This window comes from Alteromonas sp. (genome assembly GCF_984505615.1).
Genome location: NZ_CFHOXV010000001.1, coordinates 1 through 19,332, shown reverse-complemented (window position 1 = coordinate 19,332; position 19,332 = coordinate 1). Strand labels below are relative to the sequence as shown.

17 protein-coding genes are annotated in these 19,332 nt (G+C 51.3%); all 17 read left to right on the top strand.

From position 1 onward, the window contains the following. Positions 1–49 precede the first annotated feature (49 nt). Positions 50–1,003 carry a pectinesterase family protein gene (locus tag AC4PME_RS00085; protein ID WP_491046759.1) on the top strand — a complete coding sequence of 318 codons (954 nt, stop codon included), beginning with the start codon at positions 50–52 and terminating at the stop codon, positions 1,001–1,003. Between the two features lie 330 nt (positions 1,004–1,333). Further along, positions 1,334–1,792 (top strand): division/cell wall cluster transcriptional repressor MraZ, encoded by a 459-nt coding sequence (gene mraZ / locus AC4PME_RS00080; RefSeq protein WP_119502197.1) that lies wholly within the window; start codon positions 1,334–1,336, stop codon positions 1,790–1,792. Beyond that, positions 1,789–2,727 carry a 16S rRNA (cytosine(1402)-N(4))-methyltransferase RsmH gene (gene rsmH, locus AC4PME_RS00075; protein ID WP_119502196.1) on the top strand — a complete coding sequence of 313 codons (939 nt, stop codon included), beginning with the start codon at positions 1,789–1,791 and terminating at the stop codon, positions 2,725–2,727. Before mraZ ends, rsmH begins: the two co-directional genes overlap by 4 nt. Further along, positions 2,724–3,065 (top strand): cell division protein FtsL, encoded by a 342-nt coding sequence (gene ftsL, locus AC4PME_RS00070; protein ID WP_119502195.1) that lies wholly within the window; start codon positions 2,724–2,726, stop codon positions 3,063–3,065. The genes rsmH and ftsL overlap by 4 nt, the downstream gene beginning before the upstream one ends. Then, positions 3,062–4,837, top strand: a complete 1,776-nt coding sequence (locus tag AC4PME_RS00065) for a peptidoglycan D,D-transpeptidase FtsI family protein (RefSeq protein WP_491046758.1) — start codon at positions 3,062–3,064, stop codon at positions 4,835–4,837. Before ftsL ends, AC4PME_RS00065 begins: the two co-directional genes overlap by 4 nt. After that, positions 4,827–6,353 carry a UDP-N-acetylmuramoyl-L-alanyl-D-glutamate--2,6-diaminopimelate ligase gene (locus AC4PME_RS00060; protein ID WP_491046757.1) on the top strand — a complete coding sequence of 509 codons (1,527 nt, stop codon included), beginning with the start codon at positions 4,827–4,829 and terminating at the stop codon, positions 6,351–6,353. Before AC4PME_RS00065 ends, AC4PME_RS00060 begins: the two co-directional genes overlap by 11 nt. Next, positions 6,353–7,756: a UDP-N-acetylmuramoyl-tripeptide--D-alanyl-D-alanine ligase gene (locus AC4PME_RS00055; protein ID WP_490709546.1), complete on the top strand. Its 1,404-nt coding sequence runs from the start codon at positions 6,353–6,355 to the stop codon at positions 7,754–7,756. The genes AC4PME_RS00060 and AC4PME_RS00055 overlap by 1 nt, the downstream gene beginning before the upstream one ends. Beyond that, on the top strand, positions 7,750–8,832 hold the full coding sequence (gene mraY, locus AC4PME_RS00050; protein WP_119502191.1) for a phospho-N-acetylmuramoyl-pentapeptide-transferase: 1,083 nt from the start codon (positions 7,750–7,752) through the stop codon (positions 8,830–8,832). Before AC4PME_RS00055 ends, mraY begins: the two co-directional genes overlap by 7 nt. Before the next feature lie 3 nt (positions 8,833–8,835). Continuing rightward, positions 8,836–10,146 carry a UDP-N-acetylmuramoyl-L-alanine--D-glutamate ligase gene (gene murD / locus AC4PME_RS00045; RefSeq protein ID WP_491046756.1) on the top strand — a complete coding sequence of 437 codons (1,311 nt, stop codon included), beginning with the start codon at positions 8,836–8,838 and terminating at the stop codon, positions 10,144–10,146. Beyond that, the gene (gene ftsW, locus AC4PME_RS00040; protein ID WP_349588434.1) at positions 10,143–11,465 is read left to right on the top strand and encodes a cell division protein FtsW; all 1,323 of its coding nucleotides are present in this window, start codon (positions 10,143–10,145) and stop codon (positions 11,463–11,465) included. Before murD ends, ftsW begins: the two co-directional genes overlap by 4 nt. Further along, positions 11,458–12,531: an undecaprenyldiphospho-muramoylpentapeptide beta-N-acetylglucosaminyltransferase gene (gene murG / locus AC4PME_RS00035; protein WP_491046755.1), complete on the top strand. Its 1,074-nt coding sequence runs from the start codon at positions 11,458–11,460 to the stop codon at positions 12,529–12,531. Before ftsW ends, murG begins: the two co-directional genes overlap by 8 nt. Further along, complete coding sequence (murC, locus tag AC4PME_RS00030; RefSeq protein WP_119502187.1) at positions 12,531–13,976, top strand: UDP-N-acetylmuramate--L-alanine ligase; 1,446 nt, start codon at positions 12,531–12,533, stop codon at positions 13,974–13,976. Before murG ends, murC begins: the two co-directional genes overlap by 1 nt. Then, positions 13,976–14,920 (top strand): D-alanine--D-alanine ligase, encoded by a 945-nt coding sequence (locus AC4PME_RS00025; RefSeq protein ID WP_491046754.1) that lies wholly within the window; start codon positions 13,976–13,978, stop codon positions 14,918–14,920. The genes murC and AC4PME_RS00025 overlap by 1 nt, the downstream gene beginning before the upstream one ends. An 11-nt stretch (positions 14,921–14,931) precedes the next feature. Then, on the top strand, positions 14,932–15,660 hold the full coding sequence (locus AC4PME_RS00020) for a cell division protein FtsQ/DivIB (RefSeq protein ID WP_491046753.1): 729 nt from the start codon (positions 14,932–14,934) through the stop codon (positions 15,658–15,660). 20 nt (positions 15,661–15,680) lie between these two features. Further along, complete coding sequence (gene ftsA, locus AC4PME_RS00015; RefSeq protein WP_119502184.1) at positions 15,681–16,910, top strand: cell division protein FtsA; 1,230 nt, start codon at positions 15,681–15,683, stop codon at positions 16,908–16,910. Between the two features lie 110 nt (positions 16,911–17,020). Beyond that, positions 17,021–18,184, top strand: coding sequence for a cell division protein FtsZ (gene ftsZ / locus AC4PME_RS00010; RefSeq protein WP_119502183.1), 1,164 nt, complete (start codon positions 17,021–17,023; stop codon positions 18,182–18,184). 150 nt (positions 18,185–18,334) lie between these two features. Further along, the gene (gene lpxC, locus AC4PME_RS00005) at positions 18,335–19,246 is read left to right on the top strand and encodes a UDP-3-O-acyl-N-acetylglucosamine deacetylase (protein WP_474842934.1); all 912 of its coding nucleotides are present in this window, start codon (positions 18,335–18,337) and stop codon (positions 19,244–19,246) included. Positions 19,247–19,332: the final 86 nt, after the last annotated feature.

The following is a 19,332-nucleotide window of genomic DNA, read 5'->3' as shown; positions in this document are numbered from 1 at the left end:
AAAAGCAGGCAATCTGAGGTTGCCTGCTTTTGTTATTAAAGGAGCTATCATGCGATTTATCAGTCTTATCTTATTTGTTATCAGCATTTCTGCGTCTGCACAGTCTTATGAAACGAGACTGACCGTTGCCGCTGACGGTTCCGGTGATTATACCTCCGTTCAGGATGCCATCTACGCTGCCAAAGCCTTTCCCTGGACAGACGTCACCGTGTTTATTAAGAACGGGGTTTATAAAGAGAAGGTCAACGTATTTGCCTGGAACACCCGCATCAAAATGGTAGGAGAAAGCAGGGAAGGCACGATTATCACTATGGATGACCATTTTGATAAACTGGCGAAAGGCAGAAACAGCACCTTTCATACCTACACGGTACGCGTGGCCGGCAACGATTTTACCGCTGCCAACCTGACTATCCGTAACACTGCCGGGCCGGTGGGGCAAGCCGTTGCTTTGCATGTAGAGTCTGACAGGGCGGCGTTTTATAATGTCAGTATTGAAGGCTACCAGGATACCCTTTATGTCGCCGGTGAGGGCCACAGAAGCTACTTTGAAAACAGTATGATAAGCGGCTCAGTGGATTTTATCTTTGGTGAAGGAACGGCATTATTCAGCGGTTGTGAAATACGCTCGCTGATAAGCAATACGTACGTGACCGCTGCGTCCACACCACAGGAACAGCCTTTCGGACTGGTGTTTGATAACAGCCACTTTACTGCCCCTGAGGGTGTTGAAAATGTGTATCTGGGACGGCCCTGGCGGCAGTTTGCTGCAACGGCTGTGCTGAACAGTCAACTGGACGGGCATATCCATCCGGCCGGCTGGCACAACTGGGGGGATCCGTCGAAGGAACAAACCAGCCGTTATGAAACCGGCGGGAATACGGGAGAGGGCGCTGCCGGCTCAGACAGAGTGGACTGGCAACACTCACTCAGTGAACAGCAACGTCAATTCTACAATAAAGCCACCGTATTACGGGGCTGGTCACCGGAAAAACCGATCTAAATCCTGCCTTTTGATCGCTTTCAAGCCCCCGTCCTGCGGGGCTTTTTTCGTTGCCGGTAAATTTTTTAAAAAACTTTTCACGTATCCATTCTGATTCTTTTTTAATCTTTTCATGGGCTTTACATAAACAACTGTATATAAAAACAGGCTGCAGCCCAGTGTTTACGTGGGTTTTAGCCGTGTTTTTCCTTGACAGTGGGGAAAGTAGAGACCAAACTGTCTAGCAAGTGGGTAAATGTGGCGAATTGTGGATCGAGTCATCAACGAATTGCAGATTGGTACTCAGAAAACAAGAACAACAAGAGCACAAAAATATAAAAGGCTAGGGGAATGTTCCGCGGCGCTAATGCAATCAATCTGGATCCCAAAGGTAGACTGGCTATACCAACAAAATACCGCCAGTCACTTCTGGATGATTGTAACGGACAACTGGTCTGCACAATCGATACACAGCAAAGCTGTTTGCTACTTTACCCACTTCCCGAATGGGAGGAGATCGAACTCAAACTGAGTAAGTTCTCCAGTATGGTTCCGGCTGAACGCCGGATGCAGCGGCTGCTACTTGGTTATGCCACCGAAGGTGACATGGACAAGAGCGGCCGTTTTCTCTTATCCGCGCCTTTGCGCCAACACGCCAAACTCTCCAAAGAAGTCATGCTCGTCGGACAGCTTAACAAATTTGAAATATGGGATGCTGATATTTGGGCTAAACAAATTGATGCAGACATGGAAACCGAGCGTGATGGTGCTTTTGAGCTTACTGACCGCCTGCAGGAATTTTCACTATGAGCAACACCCCATTCAGTCATGTTTCGGTGTTGCTTAATGAATGTATTGACGCACTGGCGATTAAACCGGACGGCATTTATATTGATGCCACATTCGGTCGCGGCGGACATTCCGGCAAAATCCTCGAAAACCTTGGTGCTGAAGGCCGTCTGATCGCGTTTGACCGTGATCCTCAGGCGATTGAAGCTGCACAGCGTTTCGCAGATGACCAACGCTTTACCATTGTTCATGAACCCTTTGGCGAGATGGCCCGTGTTATCAGCGAAATGTCTCTGACGGGCAAGATCGACGGTGTGCTGATGGATCTCGGTGTCTCTTCTCCGCAGCTCGATGATGCTGAGCGTGGTTTCAGCTTTATGAAAGATGGTCCGCTGGATATGCGCATGGACACCAGCCGTGGCCAGAGTGCTGCCCAGTGGCTGGCAGAAGCTGATGAGCAGGATATCACCCAGGTAATAAAAGAATTCGGCGAAGAGAAGTTTGGCAAACGTATCGCCCACGCCATCGTGGAAACCCGACAAACAACGCCTCTCACACGTACCGCTCAACTGGCTGAGCTTATTGATAAAGCGGTACCGGTAAAAGACAAATTCAAGCATCCTGCTACACGCGCTTTCCAGGGGATCCGCATTTACATTAATGCGGAGCTGGAACAACTGCGGGTGGGGTTAAAAGCGGCTGTGGATGTACTGGCGAAAGATGGCCGTCTGGCTGTGATTTCTTTCCATTCTCTGGAAGATCGTCTGGTTAAACGTTTCATTAAAGATCAGAGTCGCGGCAAAGTAGTACCGGCCAACTTACCGGTAACACAAGCTGAGATCGATGCTGACAAAGTTCTCAGGGCGCTGAGCAAAGCGATTAAACCGACCAAAGAGGAGATTGCACAGAATGTGCGCTCCCGGAGTTCTGTATTACGGGTGGCCGAAAAACTATGACGGACCGGCAGAATTCACGGACGACGTCTCCGACAAACTTCAGTTTAATACTGATTCTGGTCTCAGATTTGACCCGCAACAAGTTGCGGGTTTTGTTGTATTTAATGGTTGTAACCAGTGCTATGGCTGTGGTGCTCGGCAGTCACCTGAACCGTCAGCAAAATATCGCCATGGAAACACTCATGCAGCAGAAAGATGATCTCGATGTGGAGTGGCGAAATTTAGTGCTGGAACAACGGGCACTGACAGAACACAACCGCATTGAAAACGAAGTGGAAAAGCAATTAGATATGTACCGGCCAACCGCCGATCAGGAAGTGGTGGTAAGACTGAAATGAGCATATTTGCACTCCCTGCCAAAAAAGTGAAACGTGGTGCCAGACAGAATGTGACCCCGTCACCGGTGCAATGGCGCTTTGTACTGGTCATTGCCATTGTCATGCTGGTGTTCGCCGCGCTTGGCGTCCGCGCCGCCTACATTCAGGTCATTGCTCCGGATAACCTGATTGCTCAGGGCGATAACCGTACTATGCGTACCAAAGATATGCCGGCATACCGCGGTATCATTACCGATCGCAATGGCGTAGAACTGGCTGTCAGTGTGCCGGTGCGTGCTATTTATGCCGACCCGAAAATTATCCACGAACAGGGCGGACTGGAGCAGTTTGAACGCTGGGAAGCGCTTGCCGATGTCCTGGGCCGCGATGTAGAGGACTTACGCAGCAAAGTACAAAATCCCAAACGCCGGTTTGTTTATCTGCAACGTCAGGTGTCTCCGGCAATGGCGGATTATGTTGCCAAACTGGATATCCCCGGTATCTATCTGCGCCGTGAAAGCCGTCGTTACTATCCTAATGGCGAAGTGACAGCGCAACTGATTGGTATCACCGATGTGGACGACTCCGGTCTGGAAGGTCTGGAACGGCTTTATGATGACTGGTTAACCGGCACACCGGGTTCAAAGGTTATTCGTCGTGACGCTAAAGGTCGTCAGGTGGAAATTCTGAAATCCACTGACGGAGAGGAAGCGGGGAATCTGAAACTGACAATCGATCAGCGGATTCAGGCGCTGGCCTACCGTGAAATCAAAGAAGCGATGCTTTACTACCAGGCTGCTTCTGCTTCCGCTATTGTGCTCGATGCCCACACCGGTGATGTGCTGGCCATGGTCAACGCCCCTTCTTTTAACCCCAACGATCGCAGCGATGTGTCTCCGCACCGGATGCGTAACCGTGTGCTGACCGATGCTTTTGAACCCGGTTCATCGCTGAAGCCGCTGGCTGTGCTGTCTGCGCTGGAATTCGGCAGTGTAAAAGTGGGTGATATTGTAAATACCAACCCCGGCTGGATGCGTCTGGGCGGCAGTCTGGTAAAAGATGCCCGTAACTACGGCAAGCTCACCTTAGAAGAAATTATTCAGCATTCGTCAAATATGGGGACCTCCCGGCTGGCACTGGGTGTACCGAAACCATTTTTGCTCGATACCTATTACAACATGGGACTGATGAGTGATACCGGTACCAACATGCCGGGTGAAAGTAACGGTCTTTTCCATGAGCGCAGCCGTTGGTCTGATTTCGAACTGGCTACCTTGTCTTTTGGTTACGGTATATCTGTGACTACCGCACAACTTGCACGGATGTACGCCACTCTGGCTAACGGCGGTGTCAGCATGCCGCTGAATATTGTTAAGCAGCCTCAGTCTACCGGTTATAAACCGGAACCTCAGCGGGTGGTGTCTGAAAAGAATGCCCGTGCCGTGCTTGAAATGATGGAGAGCGTTGTGCAGCGTGGCGGTACAGCCACGAAAGCCGCTGTGCCGGGTTATCGCGTGGGCGGGAAAACCGGTACCAGCCGTAAAGCCGTCGCCGGTGGTTATGGCGATGAGTACGTGAATATTTTCGCCGGTGTAGCGCCTTTGTCTGACCCGCAAATCGTTACGGTTGTACTGATCAATGAACCCGGTGGCGATCTGTACCATGCCGGTGATACAGCGGCGCCGGTGTTTTCTGAAATTATGGGCGGTGCCCTGCAACTGCTGAATATTGCCCCGGACGACAAACAGGTCACGTCTACGAAGTGGCTGAACGGAGGGCGCAATGGTAGTTAATGCATTTGAACAAAGTTTAAGCGTGTTGCTGGCAAAGTTTGGTATTACAGCGCCGGACGTCCGCATTCAGGGGCTGACGCTGGATAGCCGTCGGGTTACTCCGAAACTGGCCTTTGTGGCAGTAAAAGGACACAGCATGGATGGCCGGGAATTCATTCCGCAGGCCATCAGTCTCGGTGCCAAAGCCATACTTGCGCAAACCGAAAAGGTGCGGGAACACGGCCGCATGGAAATGCGTGGCACCACGATTATTGTTCATCTGTATGAATTAACAGACATCCTGTCATCACTGGCAGGGGCGTTTTACGACTATCCCGCCACCAAAATGCAATCTGTTGCTGTCACCGGTACCAACGGAAAAACCTCCGTCGTGCAAATGTTATCCCAACTCACTACCGCCGGCGGAACACGCTGTGCAGCAGTAGGGACGCTGGGTGCAGGCCTGTTTCAGGGTGCAGATACAGAGTGGGAACCCACACCTGCCGGCAATACCACCCCTGACGCTATCCGCATGCAGTATTTGTTGGCAGAGTTTGTGCAACAAAACGCGCGGCAAGTGGCATTTGAAGCGTCTTCTCATGCCCTGGTGCAGGGAAGGCTCAGTCAAATCAAAACGGATATTGTGGTGTTTACCAACCTGTCGAGAGACCATCTTGACTATCACGGCACCATGGAAGATTACGGTGCGGCCAAGCGTCTGGCCATGCAACTGCCGGGCGTCAGTACGGTAGTACTGAATGCCGATGATCCTGAAAGCGACCGCTGGCATACCGACAAGCCCTCCGGTGTTACCACTGTGTGGTACGGCATGTCGGAATTGGCAGTGCAAAAGTCAGAAGATCGCCATTGTTTGGCCACAAATGTGAAATATCATCCGGACGGGTGTCAGTTCAGACTGGTATCAAGCTGGGGAAGCCGGAATATTCAGGTGCCGCTTCTGGGAGCGTTCAACGTGCACAACCTGCTGGCTGTGATTTCAGTGATGCTGGTGCAGGGGCTTCGTTTTGAAGAAGTGGTGGCGTTGTTACCACAGGTTTCTCCGGTAGCCGGAAGAATGGAAGTATTTCCTTTTACCGCGCATGCGAATGTCATTGTGGACTATGCCCATACTCCGGATGCGCTGGAAAAGGCGTTACTAAGCACAAGAGCGCATACCCCGGGGGATGTGTGGTGTGTTTTCGGATGTGGCGGCGACCGTGATAAAGGCAAGCGTCCTCTTATGGGACAGGCCGCTGAGGCTGTAGCCGATCATCTTGTCATCACTACCGATAACAGCCGTTCAGAAGCGCCGGAAGATATCGCCCGTGATATCCGTGAAGGACTGACACAGCCACAACGTGCGGTGGATGAGCCGGACAGAGAAAAGGCCATTCGCCACTGCCTGGAAAAGGCAGCACCGGAGGATTTGATCCTCGTGGCGGGTAAAGGCCATGAAGATTATCAGATCATCGGTGAGCAAAAGAAAAATTATAACGAGCGGGCCGTGGTAGCGCGGCTGCAAAGGGAGTACAGCTAATGATTCTGACCACGCTGTCCTGGATTGCCGGTAAAGTGAAAGGCACCCTTACAGGGGAAGACCGGGACGTAAACGGGGTAAGTACAGATACCCGTACGCTGAAAGAAGGTGATGTGTACATTGCCTTAAGCGGCGAAAATTTTAATGGTCACCGTTTTATTGCTTCGGCGGAGCAGGCCGGTGCCAGTGCAATAATCGCCAGCGAAGCGGTGAATACTGTTTTGCCTGTCATTCAGGTTGAAGACACGAAACTTGCTCTGGGTTTACTGGGTGCTGCGGTAAAAGCGCAGGTCGCACCAAAAACTATTGCCGTGACAGGCAGCAGCGGCAAAACCACCGTAAAAGAGATGACAGCGGCAATTCTGGCGCGCCGCGGCAATGTGCTGGCAACAGCGGGTAACTTCAATAATGACATCGGTGTGCCGCTGACATTATTACGTCTGGAAGAAGGCCATGATTACGCGGTAATGGAACTGGGTGCTAATCACCTGGGGGAAATTGCGTACACCACCGAACTGGTGAAGCCGGATGTGGCGACTATCGTGAATGCCGCCGCTTCTCATCTGGAAGGATTTGGCAGTCTGTTAGGTGTTGCCCGTGCAAAAAGCGAAATTTTTAAAGGGCTGAACGAACAGGGCGTGGCTATCGTCAATGCTGACAGTCAGTTTGCAGAGTTCTGGTTGGGCAAACTGAAGTACAACAACGTACTTACTTTCTCACCCCAACAACAAAATCAGTCGGATTTTACAGCAGAAGACATCACCGTCGGACTCGACGGCTGTGCTGAATTCAACATGGTCACCCCGCAGGGGCAAACCGGCATCCAGTTACGCATCCCCGGTATTCATAACGTGGGTAACGCACTCGTAGCGGCCGCGCTGGCCATGCAGGTGGGAGCGACCCTGGAAGACGTACGTACCGGACTGCTGAACATGGCGCAGGTGAAAGGGCGTCTTAATGTAAAAGCGCTGTCTGACCATTTCCGGTTGCTTGATGATACTTATAACGCCAATGTGGCTTCGGTGAATGCGGCTATTGATACGCTGTCCACGTTCTCCGGTTTACGGGTTCTGATCCTGGGTGACATGGCGGAGCTGGGTGAAAAAGCCCGCTTTTATCATGAGCAGGTAGGTGAGTACGCGCAGCAAAAGGGCATTGATTACCTCTTTACACTGGGTGTACTGAGCCAGAGCGCCAGCGCTGTCTATGGTAAGCAGGGATTTCATTTCACCAGTGTAGAAGCGCTGATGGAAACATTGAGCAGTGTGCTGATGGCCGATCAGCGGGATATCTCCGTGCTGGTTAAAGGTTCGCGCAGCTCGCGGATGGAACGGGTAGTGGAGGCCATTGAGGTATCCCGCCTGGGAAAGTTTGAACGCCGTCGGGAGCGCATTGCATGTTGATATGGCTGGCCGACTGGCTTAAACAGTTTGAACCGGGATTCTTCGTATTTTCCTATCTGACGCTCAGGGCAATTTTAAGTACCCTGACGGCACTGGTGATTGCGATTGTTATCGGACCGAAAATGATTCGCTGGTTGCAGCGTCTGCAAATCGGTCAGACCGTACGTGACGACGGCCCGCAAAGTCACCTTTCAAAAGCGGGCACGCCGACGATGGGCGGACTGCTTATCTTATCGGCGATTGTGGTCAGCGTGTTGTTATGGGCAGATTTAACCAACCGTTATGTGCTGGTGACTCTGGCTGTGGTGATTGGGTACGGCATTATCGGCTTTGTTGATGATTACCGTAAAGTGGTGCGTAAAGACTCCAGAGGCTTAATTGCCCGCTGGAAATACTTCTGGCAGTCAGTCATTGCACTGGGCGTGGCGTTTTATCTGTACAGCAGTGCAAACCTCGCCGCTGAAACGTCTTTGCTGGTGCCTTTTTTCAAAGAAGTCATGCCGCAACTGGGTCTGTTTTATCTGGTGGTCGTGTATTTTGCGCTCGTAGGCACATCGAATGCAGTCAACCTCACGGACGGACTGGACGGACTGGCTATTGTACCCACCATACTGGTTGCCGGGGCGCTCTCCATTTTTGCCTACGTCACCGGTAATGTGAACTTTGCGACTTATCTGAACATTCCTCACATTCCGCTGACCAGCGAACTGGTTATTGTGTGTACCGCCATAGTGGGCGCCGGACTGGGCTTTTTATGGTTTAACACTTATCCGGCTCAGGTATTTATGGGCGATGTGGGTTCACTGGCTCTCGGCGGCACGCTGGGTATTCTGGCAGTCCTGGTACGCCAGGAAATCGTGCTCATCATCATGGGCGGTGTCTTTGTGATGGAGACCGTGTCGGTGATCCTGCAGGTCGGTTCATTTAAGTTACGTGGAAAACGTATTTTCCGCATGGCACCCATCCACCATCATTTCGAACTCAAAGGCTGGCCGGAACCCCGCGTTATTGTGCGGTTCTGGATCATTTCTCTGATTCTGGTGCTGGTGGGACTGGCTACACTGAAGCTGCGCTGATTTATGAACGAATTGCTGGCATCACAACATGTTGTCGTGGCCGGTCTGGGAATGACCGGTCAGTCTGTTGTGCGTTTTTTAACAGAAACCGGTGCGTCGGTGAAAGTTTGGGATACCAGACCGGACGCCAGAGTACCTGACAATATCACTGTTCCTGTCACCGCCGGTGAAGTACCGCCGGGATACTGGGAAAATGTTGATACCCTCGTGCTCAGTCCGGGGATTTCGCCGTCCCATCCGTCGGTGAAAAGTGCTGCGCTGTCCGGTGTGGAAGTCATTGGTGATATCGAGCTGTTTGCACGATTGTCGCGCACGCCGGCTTTCGGCATCACCGGTTCAAACGGAAAAACCACTGTAACGCTTCTGCTTACACATATTCTTAATCAGGCCGGACTGAAGGCCTGTGCTGCCGGTAATGTTGGCCGTCCGGTACTGGACACCATCGGTGAAGGATTTGATTATATGGTGCTGGAGTTGTCCAGCTTCCAGCTTGAAACCACATCATCTTTAAATTTACTCGCCGCCACGATTCTGAACGTGAGTGATGACCACCTTGACCGGCATGGCACCATGGCAGCATATGCAAACGCTAAGCAGCGTATTTTTGCGCATTGTCACCATGCTGTTATCTGGCAGGGACATCCGGAAACCATTCCTCAGTCTCACGTTGCTGAAAAGACACTCTATCAGGCCGGTGAAAGTAAAACCGGCTTCGGCTTTGTCAATCAGGCGATTACCTGGCAGGGCAAAGCTGTTTTGCCTATGAGTGAAGTAAAGCTGGTAGGTACACACAACGTGCTGAATATTCAGGCCGCGCTGGCAATGGCGCTTGTTGCCGGTGTGAGTATTGACATCGCCTGCGACGGAGTAAAGACCTTTGAACCAGCCCCTCACCGCTGTGTGGAAATCGCCAATACGCAAGGCGTGCGCTGGATTGATGATTCTAAAGCGACAAATGCCGGCGCTACGCTGGCGGCTCTCGAAGGGCTGGGCCGGGATAAAACCGGAAAACTGATATTAATTGCCGGCGGAGATGGCAAAGGAGCTGATTTGTCCGTACTCAGGGAGCCTTTGCTGCAGTATGTGGATTTGGTGCTTACCATCGGAAAAGATGGCAGACAAATCAGCGAACTGATCCCCGGGGCACATTATTTACCCGATTTACCTTCTGCGGTTCAGCTGGCAGCCCAACAAGCTGAGCCCGGTGATATGGTGCTGTTGTCTCCGGCTTGTGCCAGTATCGATATGTTTGATAATTATGCTCACCGGGCACGGGTTTTTGCTGAAGCGGTTCACGGAGTATCCGGTAAATGAGTACAGCAGCGTCTGAGCAAACAGGCACAAAATTATCTGAGATTTTTTCTCAGCGTCACGGTGCGGCAAAGTCCGCTTCACCTTATGATGCCGGTCTGATTCTGGTGGCACTGGCGCTGGCAACACTGGGGCTGGTGATAGTGACCTCCGCTTCCATGCCTGTGGCTGACCGTTTGTACGGTAATCCCTTTTATTTTTCCATCCGTCACGGCATTTATCTTCTTGTCGCTATCTTGTCTGCCGGTGTGGTGCTGCAGGTACCCATGAGTTTCTGGCGTGTGATCAATCCCTGGTTATTGCTGGCAGCCATTGTGATGTTGCTGGCGGTACTGGTGATGGGGCGTTCTATTAACGGTAGTACCCGCTGGATTGTAATAGGGCCGCTGACCTTACAACCGGCGGAACCTGCCAAACTGTTCTTCTTTACTTATCTGGCCGGTTATCTGGTGCGCCGTTATGAAGAGGTGACAGAAAACATTAAAGGCTTTATTAAGCCGCTGGTGGTGTTCTTTGTACTCGCCTGCTTACTGCTGCTGCAGCCGGATTTCGGTACTGCGGTGGTAATGTTCACCACCACAATGGGATTGTTATTTCTGGTAGGCGCGCGGCTCTGGCAGTTCTTTGCCATTGTGTTCGTTGGCTTACTGGCCATCGTGTTCCTGATCGTGTTTGAAGAATACCGCATGCGGCGGGTCACGTCTTTCCTTGATCCCTGGGCCGATCCCTTTGGCAGCGGTTATCAGCTTACTCAGTCGTTGATGGCCTATGGCCGTGGCAGCTGGTTCGGACAGGGGCTGGGCAACAGCTATCAGAAGCTGGAGTTTCTGACTCAGGCTCACTCCGATTTTATCATGGCAATACTGGCCGAAGAGCTGGGCTTCACCGGTGTGCTGATTGTACTGGGACTCATTCTTTTCCTCGTTGTCCGTGCCCTGAAAATCGGCAATCACGCACTGGCTAAGCAACGGCCTTTTGAAGGATATCTGGCTTACAGCATCGGGATCTGGCTGAGCTTCCAAACTGCCGTAAACGTTGGTGCCAGTGCCGGCATTCTGCCTACGAAAGGCTTAACACTGCCACTTATCAGTTATGGCGGTACCAGCCTGATTGTGATGATGGTGTCGGTGGCCATGTTGCTGCGGATAGATTTTGAATTGCGGGTCGACGGTGTTCAGGCTATCGGCCGGAAAGATAAACGTAAGAAGAAGCCGGCTCCGGTTTCCTCTGCTGCTGAAGACGGTGAACAACCGGAACAAAAGAGTAAAGAAGATATCAGAGCCATGTTAGAAGAAGTAGAAAAGGGGGCGTTGAATGACTAAGCGCTGTCTTATCATGGCTGGCGGTACCGGCGGACACGTGTTTCCCGGACTTGCCGTTGCACATGCGCTTAAAGCCGACGGCTGGGATATACACTGGCTCGGCACCGCAGAAAGGATGGAAGCGCAGGTTGTGCCTGAAAACGGATTCCCCATCCATTTTATCCACGTGAAAGGGTTACGGGGTAAAGGGTTATCAGCCAGAGCCAGCGGATTTATGGCGCTGATGAAAGGCATGGCAGAAGCCGGAAAACTGATTTCCTCACTCAAGCCTGATGTGGTCATCGGCTTTGGCGGTTATGCCAGCGGACCGGGTGGTGTTGCTGCGTGGTTAAGGGGAATTCCTTTAATCGTGCATGAGCAGAATGCGGCCGCAGGCATGACGAACCGTATGCTGGGTAAACTGGCAAAGCGCATTTTACTGGGCTTCGATAATGCCAGAGGCGGGTTTGGCAGTGCAGGAAGCAAATGCATGACGGTGGGTAATCCGGTGCGCCGGGATATTGTGGCCATCGCGCCGAAAAAAGAAACCCATTCCCCGTTGCGTATGCTGGTGATTGGCGGCAGCCTGGGCGCTAAAGCGCTCAATGAGGCTGTGCCTGCTGTATGCAAGAATCTCTATGGGTTAACTATCCGTCACCAGGCCGGGAAAGGTAATGCAGAAGCGGTTCGAAGTGCTTATGCCAGTGGCAGTGTGGATGTGCAGGTCAGTGAATTTATTAAAGATATGGCGGCAGCCTATGACTGGGCTGACTTTATCGTTTGCCGCGCCGGCGCACTGACTGTAGCTGAAGTGGCAGCGGCGGGTTTACCGGCGGTGTTTGTGCCACTGCCTCATGCTGTTGATGATCATCAGACAAAGAATGCCCTGTCTCTGGTAGAGGCCGGGGCTGCGGTGTTATTACCGCAAACAGAATTACAAAGCGGGCTGGGCAAAGTGCTGGAAAACTGGCTGCGTCATCCCCAATCCTGTCTGGCCGCTGGCAGAAAAGCCCGTCAGGCAGCGATAACCAATGCAACACAGCGGGTCGCAGAACAGTGTGCCCTGCTGACAGGAGACAAAGCGTAATGGTAGGTGAAAAACCATTCCAAAACCCGCAGATGCGTAAAGTGAAGCGCATTTTCTTCATCGGTATCGGTGGCGCGGGCATGGGCGGTATTGCAGAAGTACTACTGAACGAAGGCTATGATATCGCCGGCTCAGATATACAGGCCGGTGCGATGACAGCACGGCTGGAAGAGCTGGGTGCTGAAATCTTTATTGGCCATCATGAAGACAATGTTACAGCGTCTGATGTGGTGGTGGTCTCCAGCGCCATCAACGAGTCAAATCCGGAAATCCGCTATGCCCGTGAACACCGCATTCCTATTATCCGCCGGGCAGAAATGCTGGCTGAACTTATGCGCTTCCGTCATGGTATTGCCATTGCGGGTACCCACGGAAAAACTACCACGACCAGCCTGATTTCCACTATTTTTGCCGAAGCCGGCTGGGATCCCACATTTGTTATCGGTGGTCTGCTTAACAGTGCGGGCACAAACGCACGTTTGGGTAAGAGCCGCTATCTGATTGCTGAAGCAGACGAAAGCGATGCGTCGTTTCTGCATCTTCAGCCTATGGTGTCCGTGGTGACCAATATTGAGCCGGACCACATGGGTACCTATGAAGGTGATTTCAACAAAATGAAAGACACCTATCTGGAGTTTCTGCATAACCTGCCATTCTACGGACAGGCCATTTTGTGTGGTGATGATGAAGTGATCCGTTCTCTGCGGCCGAAAATTGGCCGCAACATCCTTACTTACGGTATTGAGCCAGGTAACGATGTGCGCGCAGAAAATATTGAACTCAGGTTCGGTCAGGCGCAGTTTGACGTGCTCCGTCCTGATAAGCCGGTACTGAATGTCACGCTGAATCTCACCGGCATCCATAATGTGCTCAATGCCCTTGCTGCCATTGCTGTCGCCACAGACGAAGGGGTCGGTGACGACGCTATCGTGACGGCGCTGAAATCCTTTGGCGGTATCGGACGCCGGTTTGAAGTGCTGGGCGAGTTTACAACCAGCAAAGGTGATGTGTGTCTGGTTGATGATTACGGCCATCATCCGACTGAAGTCAGGGCAACCATCGCTGCGGCCCGCACTAACTGGCCGGATAAGCGGCTGGTCATGGTGTATCAGCCACACCGGTACACACGTACCCGTGACTTATATGAAGATTTTGTTGAAGTGCTCTCACAAGTGGATGTGCTGTTATTGCTGGATGTGTATGCAGCCAGTGAACAGCCCATTGAAGGTGCTGACAGTAAAGCACTCTGCCGGTCCATCCGTTTAAGAGGCCAGGTGGAACCTGTTTACGTGGGTGAACCGGATTCTCTGGCAGAGATTCTTGCCAGTGTGATGCAGGAAAACGACGTGATCATGACTCAGGGAGCCGGTAATATCGGCCAGATTGCTAAAAAACTGGCAAAATCTGAATTAGAACTAAAAAAATTTCAACGTGAGTGGCAGTGATGGCTGAACAGGTAAATCCACAAAAATTTGGTCGTGTAGCAGTAATGTTTGGTGGTGATTCTGCTGAGCGTGCAGTATCGCTGAACTCGGGGAAAGCGGTACTGAATGCCCTGTTGAGGCAGGGCGTAGATGCCTTCGCATTTGACCCTGCTGAGCGTCAACTTACTGAATTGGTTGATGAAAAAGCTGATCGTGTGTTAATCATGTTGCACGGACGTGGTGGCGAAGACGGTGCGATGCAGGGCGCATTACAGCACCTGAAAATCCCCTATACCGGCAGTGGCGTGCTGGGGTCTGCACTGGCAATGGATAAGATCCATACCAAACAAATCTGGCAATGTCTTGGTTTATCTACCGCAAAATATCAAATTGCTGACAAAAGTGACTTTGAAGCTGGATCATGCGGGGCTATAATGATGGAATTGGGGAATGAAGTCATGGTCAAACCAGCCCGCGAAGGTTCCAGTATCGGGATGGCGAGAGTGACAAGCGCTAAACAACTAGAAACTGCCGTTCAGGACGCCTTTCAATATGATAATCAGGTCCTGTTAGAGCAGTACATCGATGGCCCCGAGTTCACTGTCTCTGTTTTGCAGGGCAGGGCATTGCCGTCGATCCGCATGTCTACCCCCCATACATTTTACGATTACGCGGCCAAGTATCAGGACGATACAACCGTGTATCAATGCCCCGGTGGTTTGTCGGAAGACAAAGAAGCTGAACTGGCAGCATTGTCGCTTCGTGCGTTCAATGCATTGTCTTGCAGCGGCTGGGGCCGCATTGACGTAATGCAGGCTGCTGACGGCACGTTCTACTTGCTTGAAGCGAATACCGTACCCGGCATGACTGAAAAAAGTCTGGTGCCGAAAGCGGCGAAAGTGGCCGGTTTGAATTTTGATGAACTGACGCTGGAAATTCTGGCGACCAGTCTCTCATCAGACTAAACGGAGCTTGCATGACAAAGGCGAAGCACAAGAAGATTCAATTCTGGTCCGGCGTGGCATTTCTGCTCGCGGTCATTGGTGGTCTGATTGTGGGCGGCATTAAAATTCAGGATTACCTGCAGGATGCCCAGAGGGCACCGGTACAGGTGGTGGATTTTTCCGGTGAGTTCAGCCATGTGGATGTAACCAGGCTGGAGCGGCTGATCCGCAAGTCACAACCGGGAAGTTTTTTCTCGCTGGACGTCAATGAAGTTTACAAGCTGGTGGAAGCCCAGCCATGGATTTATCGCGCATCGGTACGTAAGCAATGGCCAAATACGTTAAAGATTTATCTGGTCGAGCAAAAGCCGGTGGCGCAGTGGAACGATGACTTTTTGCTGAATCCCTACGGGGATACCTTCAGCGCCAGTGTGGACGATATGGCGCTGCCCAAACTTTTCGGACCGGGCGGCAGTGAGAAAACCGCGCTGGAGGGCTACAACGCCATGCAGTCATTGTTGGCTACCACTGCCATGCCTATCGCAGAGCTGACGTTAAGCGAGCGGTTTGCCTGGCAGATTCAGCTGGCCAACGGCATTGAGCTGAATCTGGGCAGACAGGAATTTATAGATCGGTTGCAACGGTTCATTGATGTGTATCCGTTGCTGGCGAAGCAACCTAAAGCGGTGAAGTATGTGGATTTACGCTACGACACCGGGCTGGCAGTCGGCTGGCAGGATGCACAAGACAAAAAAAGTTAATGAGAGAGTTTAGGAATACCATGTCAAAACCTGCTGAACGCAACCTGATTGTCGGACTGGATATCGGTACCAGCCAGGTGAAAGCCGTTGTCGGCGAATTACTGGCCGATGACCAGATCAGCATTGTTGGTGTAGGCACGCATGCTGCGCAGGGTATGGATAAAGGTGGTGTAAACGATCTCAACCTGGTAGTGAAATCTGTACAACGTGCAGTCAGTGAAATGGAGTTGATGGCCGATTGTCAGGTTTCATCCGTATTCATGTCGATTTCCGGCCGTCATGTGAAGTGCCAGAACGAAAGTGGCATGGTACCGATCAACAACCAGGAAGTGACACAGGAAGATGTGGATAACGTGATTCATGCAGCGCGCTCGGTGCCTATTGCGTCAGAACGCCGCCTGCTTCATGTGCTGCCGCAGGAATTTACGATTGATGTGCAGGAAGGGATTAAAAATCCTGTTGGCATGTCCGGCGTCCGTATGGAAGCTGAAGCCCATATCATCACCTGTGCCGATGATATGGCAAAAAATCTGGTGAAGTGCATCGAGCGTTGTGATTTGAGTTCAGATCAGCTTATTTTCTCTGCTCTGGCATCCAGTTACGCTGTTTTAACTGATGACGAACGTGAATTAGGCGTTTGTGTGGTGGATATCGGTGGCGGCACCATGGATATCGTTATTTACACCGACGGCGCAATTCGTCACACTGCTGTGATCCCTGTGGCGGGGAACCAGATAACCAGTGATATTGCCAAGATTTTCCGCACTCCTATCAGTAATGCGGAAGAGATCAAGGTGAATTATGCCTGTGCGCTGAAAGACATGGTCAGTATGGAAGAGAATATCGAGGTGCCCAGTGTGGGCGGTCGTCCAGCCAGAGCCATGTCCAGACACACCCTGGCAGAGGTGATTGAACCTCGTTATCAGGAATTATTTGAGCTGGTGCATAAAGAGATCCGTGCCAGCGGTTTTGAAGAACAAATTGCAGCAGGCCTGGTTCTGACCGGCGGTACCGCCAAGATGGAAGGGGCTGTTGAATTTGCGGAAGAAATCTTCCAGATGCCTGTGAGAGTGGGCAAACCAATAAATATGCGCGGGTTATCGGAATATACCGATGACGCAAGTTTTGCAACTGTGGTGGGCTTGCTCCACTACGGCAAAATGCAAAGTGATAATAAAAAATCCAGTAAGCAGAAGTCCGGCGAAAGTTTCTTTCAACGGGTGCAAAGCTGGTTTAAAGGTGAATTTTAATTTTATTTTGGGGGCGCTAAGACTACGGCATACGGTCGCACGGAGGCATCCGACCGGCGTAACTATGACCTGGCTTAGTGTTGTAAGACGTACCAATCCGGAGAGTAAGTATGTTTGAGTTAATGGATAGCCACGGCGAAGAAGCCGTAATCAAAGTTATCGGCGTCGGTGGTGGCGGCGGTAATGCTGTAGAACACATGGTGGCACAGAATATCGAAGGCGTAGAGTTCATCGCGGTGAACACTGACGCTCAGGTATTGCGCAGCTCTAGCGCAGACGTGACACTGCAAATCGGTTCATCGCTGACGAAAGGTCTCGGTGCCGGTGCTGATCCGAATATCGGCCGTGAAGCCGCTCAGGAAGATCGTGAAACCATCCGTCAGGCTTTAGATGGCGCTGACATGGTGTTTATCACTGCCGGTATGGGCGGTGGTACAGGTACAGGCGCTGCGCCTGAAGTTGCCAGAATTGCCCGCGAAATGGGTATTCTGACGGTTGCTGTAGTGACCAAGCCTTTCCCGTTTGAAGGTAAAAAGCGTACTGCTTTTGCTGAACAGGGTATCGTTGAGTTAGCGAAAAACGTTGATTCACTGATCACCATTCCAAACGAAAAATTGCTGAAAGTGATGGGCCCGGGCACGCCACTTCTGCAAGCTTTCAGCGAAGCCAACAACGTACTTAATGGTGCGGTACAGGGTATTGCTGAACTGATCACCCGTCCTGGTCTGATTAACGTTGACTTCGCCGACGTGAAAACCGTGATGTCTGAAATGGGTACTGCGATGATGGGTAACGGTGTTGCATCCGGTGCAGACCGTGCTGAAGAAGCTGCTGAAGCCGCTATCGCCTGTCCGCTGCTTGAAGACATCGATCTGTCCGGTGCACGGGGTATTCTGGTGAATATCACTGCCGGCCCTGATTTCTCCATCGACGAATTTGAAACCGTAGGTAACGCCGTTAAAGCGTTTGCATCTGAAAATGCTACCGTGGTTGTGGGTACGGTTATCGATATGGAAATGGCCGACGAACTGCGTGTAACGGTTGTTGCAACCGGTATCGGCGCAGAGCGTAAGCCCGACATTTCACTGGTAAGTTCTGAAGGTTCCCGTTTATCAGGTGCAGCCCGCGAGTTCGGTACATCAAGTACCAGTGAAGCCCGCGCTGTAGGCTCTACCGATGGTAACCAGGCACTGAAAGTAGAAAGTGAAGCACAGCCGAATAACGATTTAGAATACCTGGATATCCCGGCATTCTTGCGTAAACAGGCAGACTAAGCTGTTCATTTCGGGGAATTTTTCTCCGGAATTGTTGTCAATGTATAAGAAGTTGGTGTTTAACCAAGGTCAAGTGTGACAGAAATTTGACAAAATAAACTTTTGTCTATATAGTACGCGACCGCTTTTTGAACAGGTAAAAGCAACGAAATGATTAGACAACGTACAATCAAACAATCGGTACAAGAGACCGGTATTGGTTTACACAAAGGGGAAAAGGTCACTATGACTCTCCGGCCTGCGCCTGCGAACACAGGAATTGTGTTCCGACGCATTGACCTGGAACCTTATGTGGATATCCATGCGCGTGCAAACGCGGTGGGTAATACCATGCTGTGTACGTGTGTAAACAATGAAGATGGTGTCAGTATCCACACTGTGGAACACCTTGCTTCAGCGTTAGCTGGTCTGGGCATTGACAACATCATTGTTGAAGTAGACAGCAACGAACTGCCGATTATGGATGGCAGCGCCAGCCCGTTCGTTTTCTTACTGCAATCTGCAGGTATTGAAGAGCTGAATGCGCCTAAGCGTTTTATCCGAATTACGAAGACAGTGCGGGTTGAAGACGGAGACAAGTGGGCCGAGTTACGTCCTTACGATGGTTTCCGTGTGGATTTCCGTATCGATTTCGATCACCCTGTGATTAGCCAGACTAATCAGCATATGGTGATGGATTTTGACAGTTGTTCGTATGTAAAAGAAGTCAGCCGTGCCCGGACATTCGGTTTCATGCGCGACCTTGAGTACATGAACGCGAATAATCTGGCACTGGGTGGCAGCATGGAAAATGCTGTTGCTCTGGACGAGTTCCGTATTCTGAACCCTGAAGGTTTGCGTTATGATGACGAATTCCTGAAGCATAAGGTTCTGGACGCTGTGGGCGACCTTTATATGGGTGGACACAGCATCATTGGTGAACTGGCAGCCTATAAAACCGGTCACGGCCTGAACAACAAATTATTGAATGCTGTGCTGGAGCAGAAAGATTGCTGGGAATATATCACTTATGAAAACCAGGATGAGATGCCCATCCGGTACGCAGAGCCCGTCATAGCATAAATAAAATCTTGTTTGAAAACCGCCTTTTACAGGCGGTTTAATTAGATGGTCCGCCTCACCTCTAAGCTAGTCTTAGAGTTAGGCAA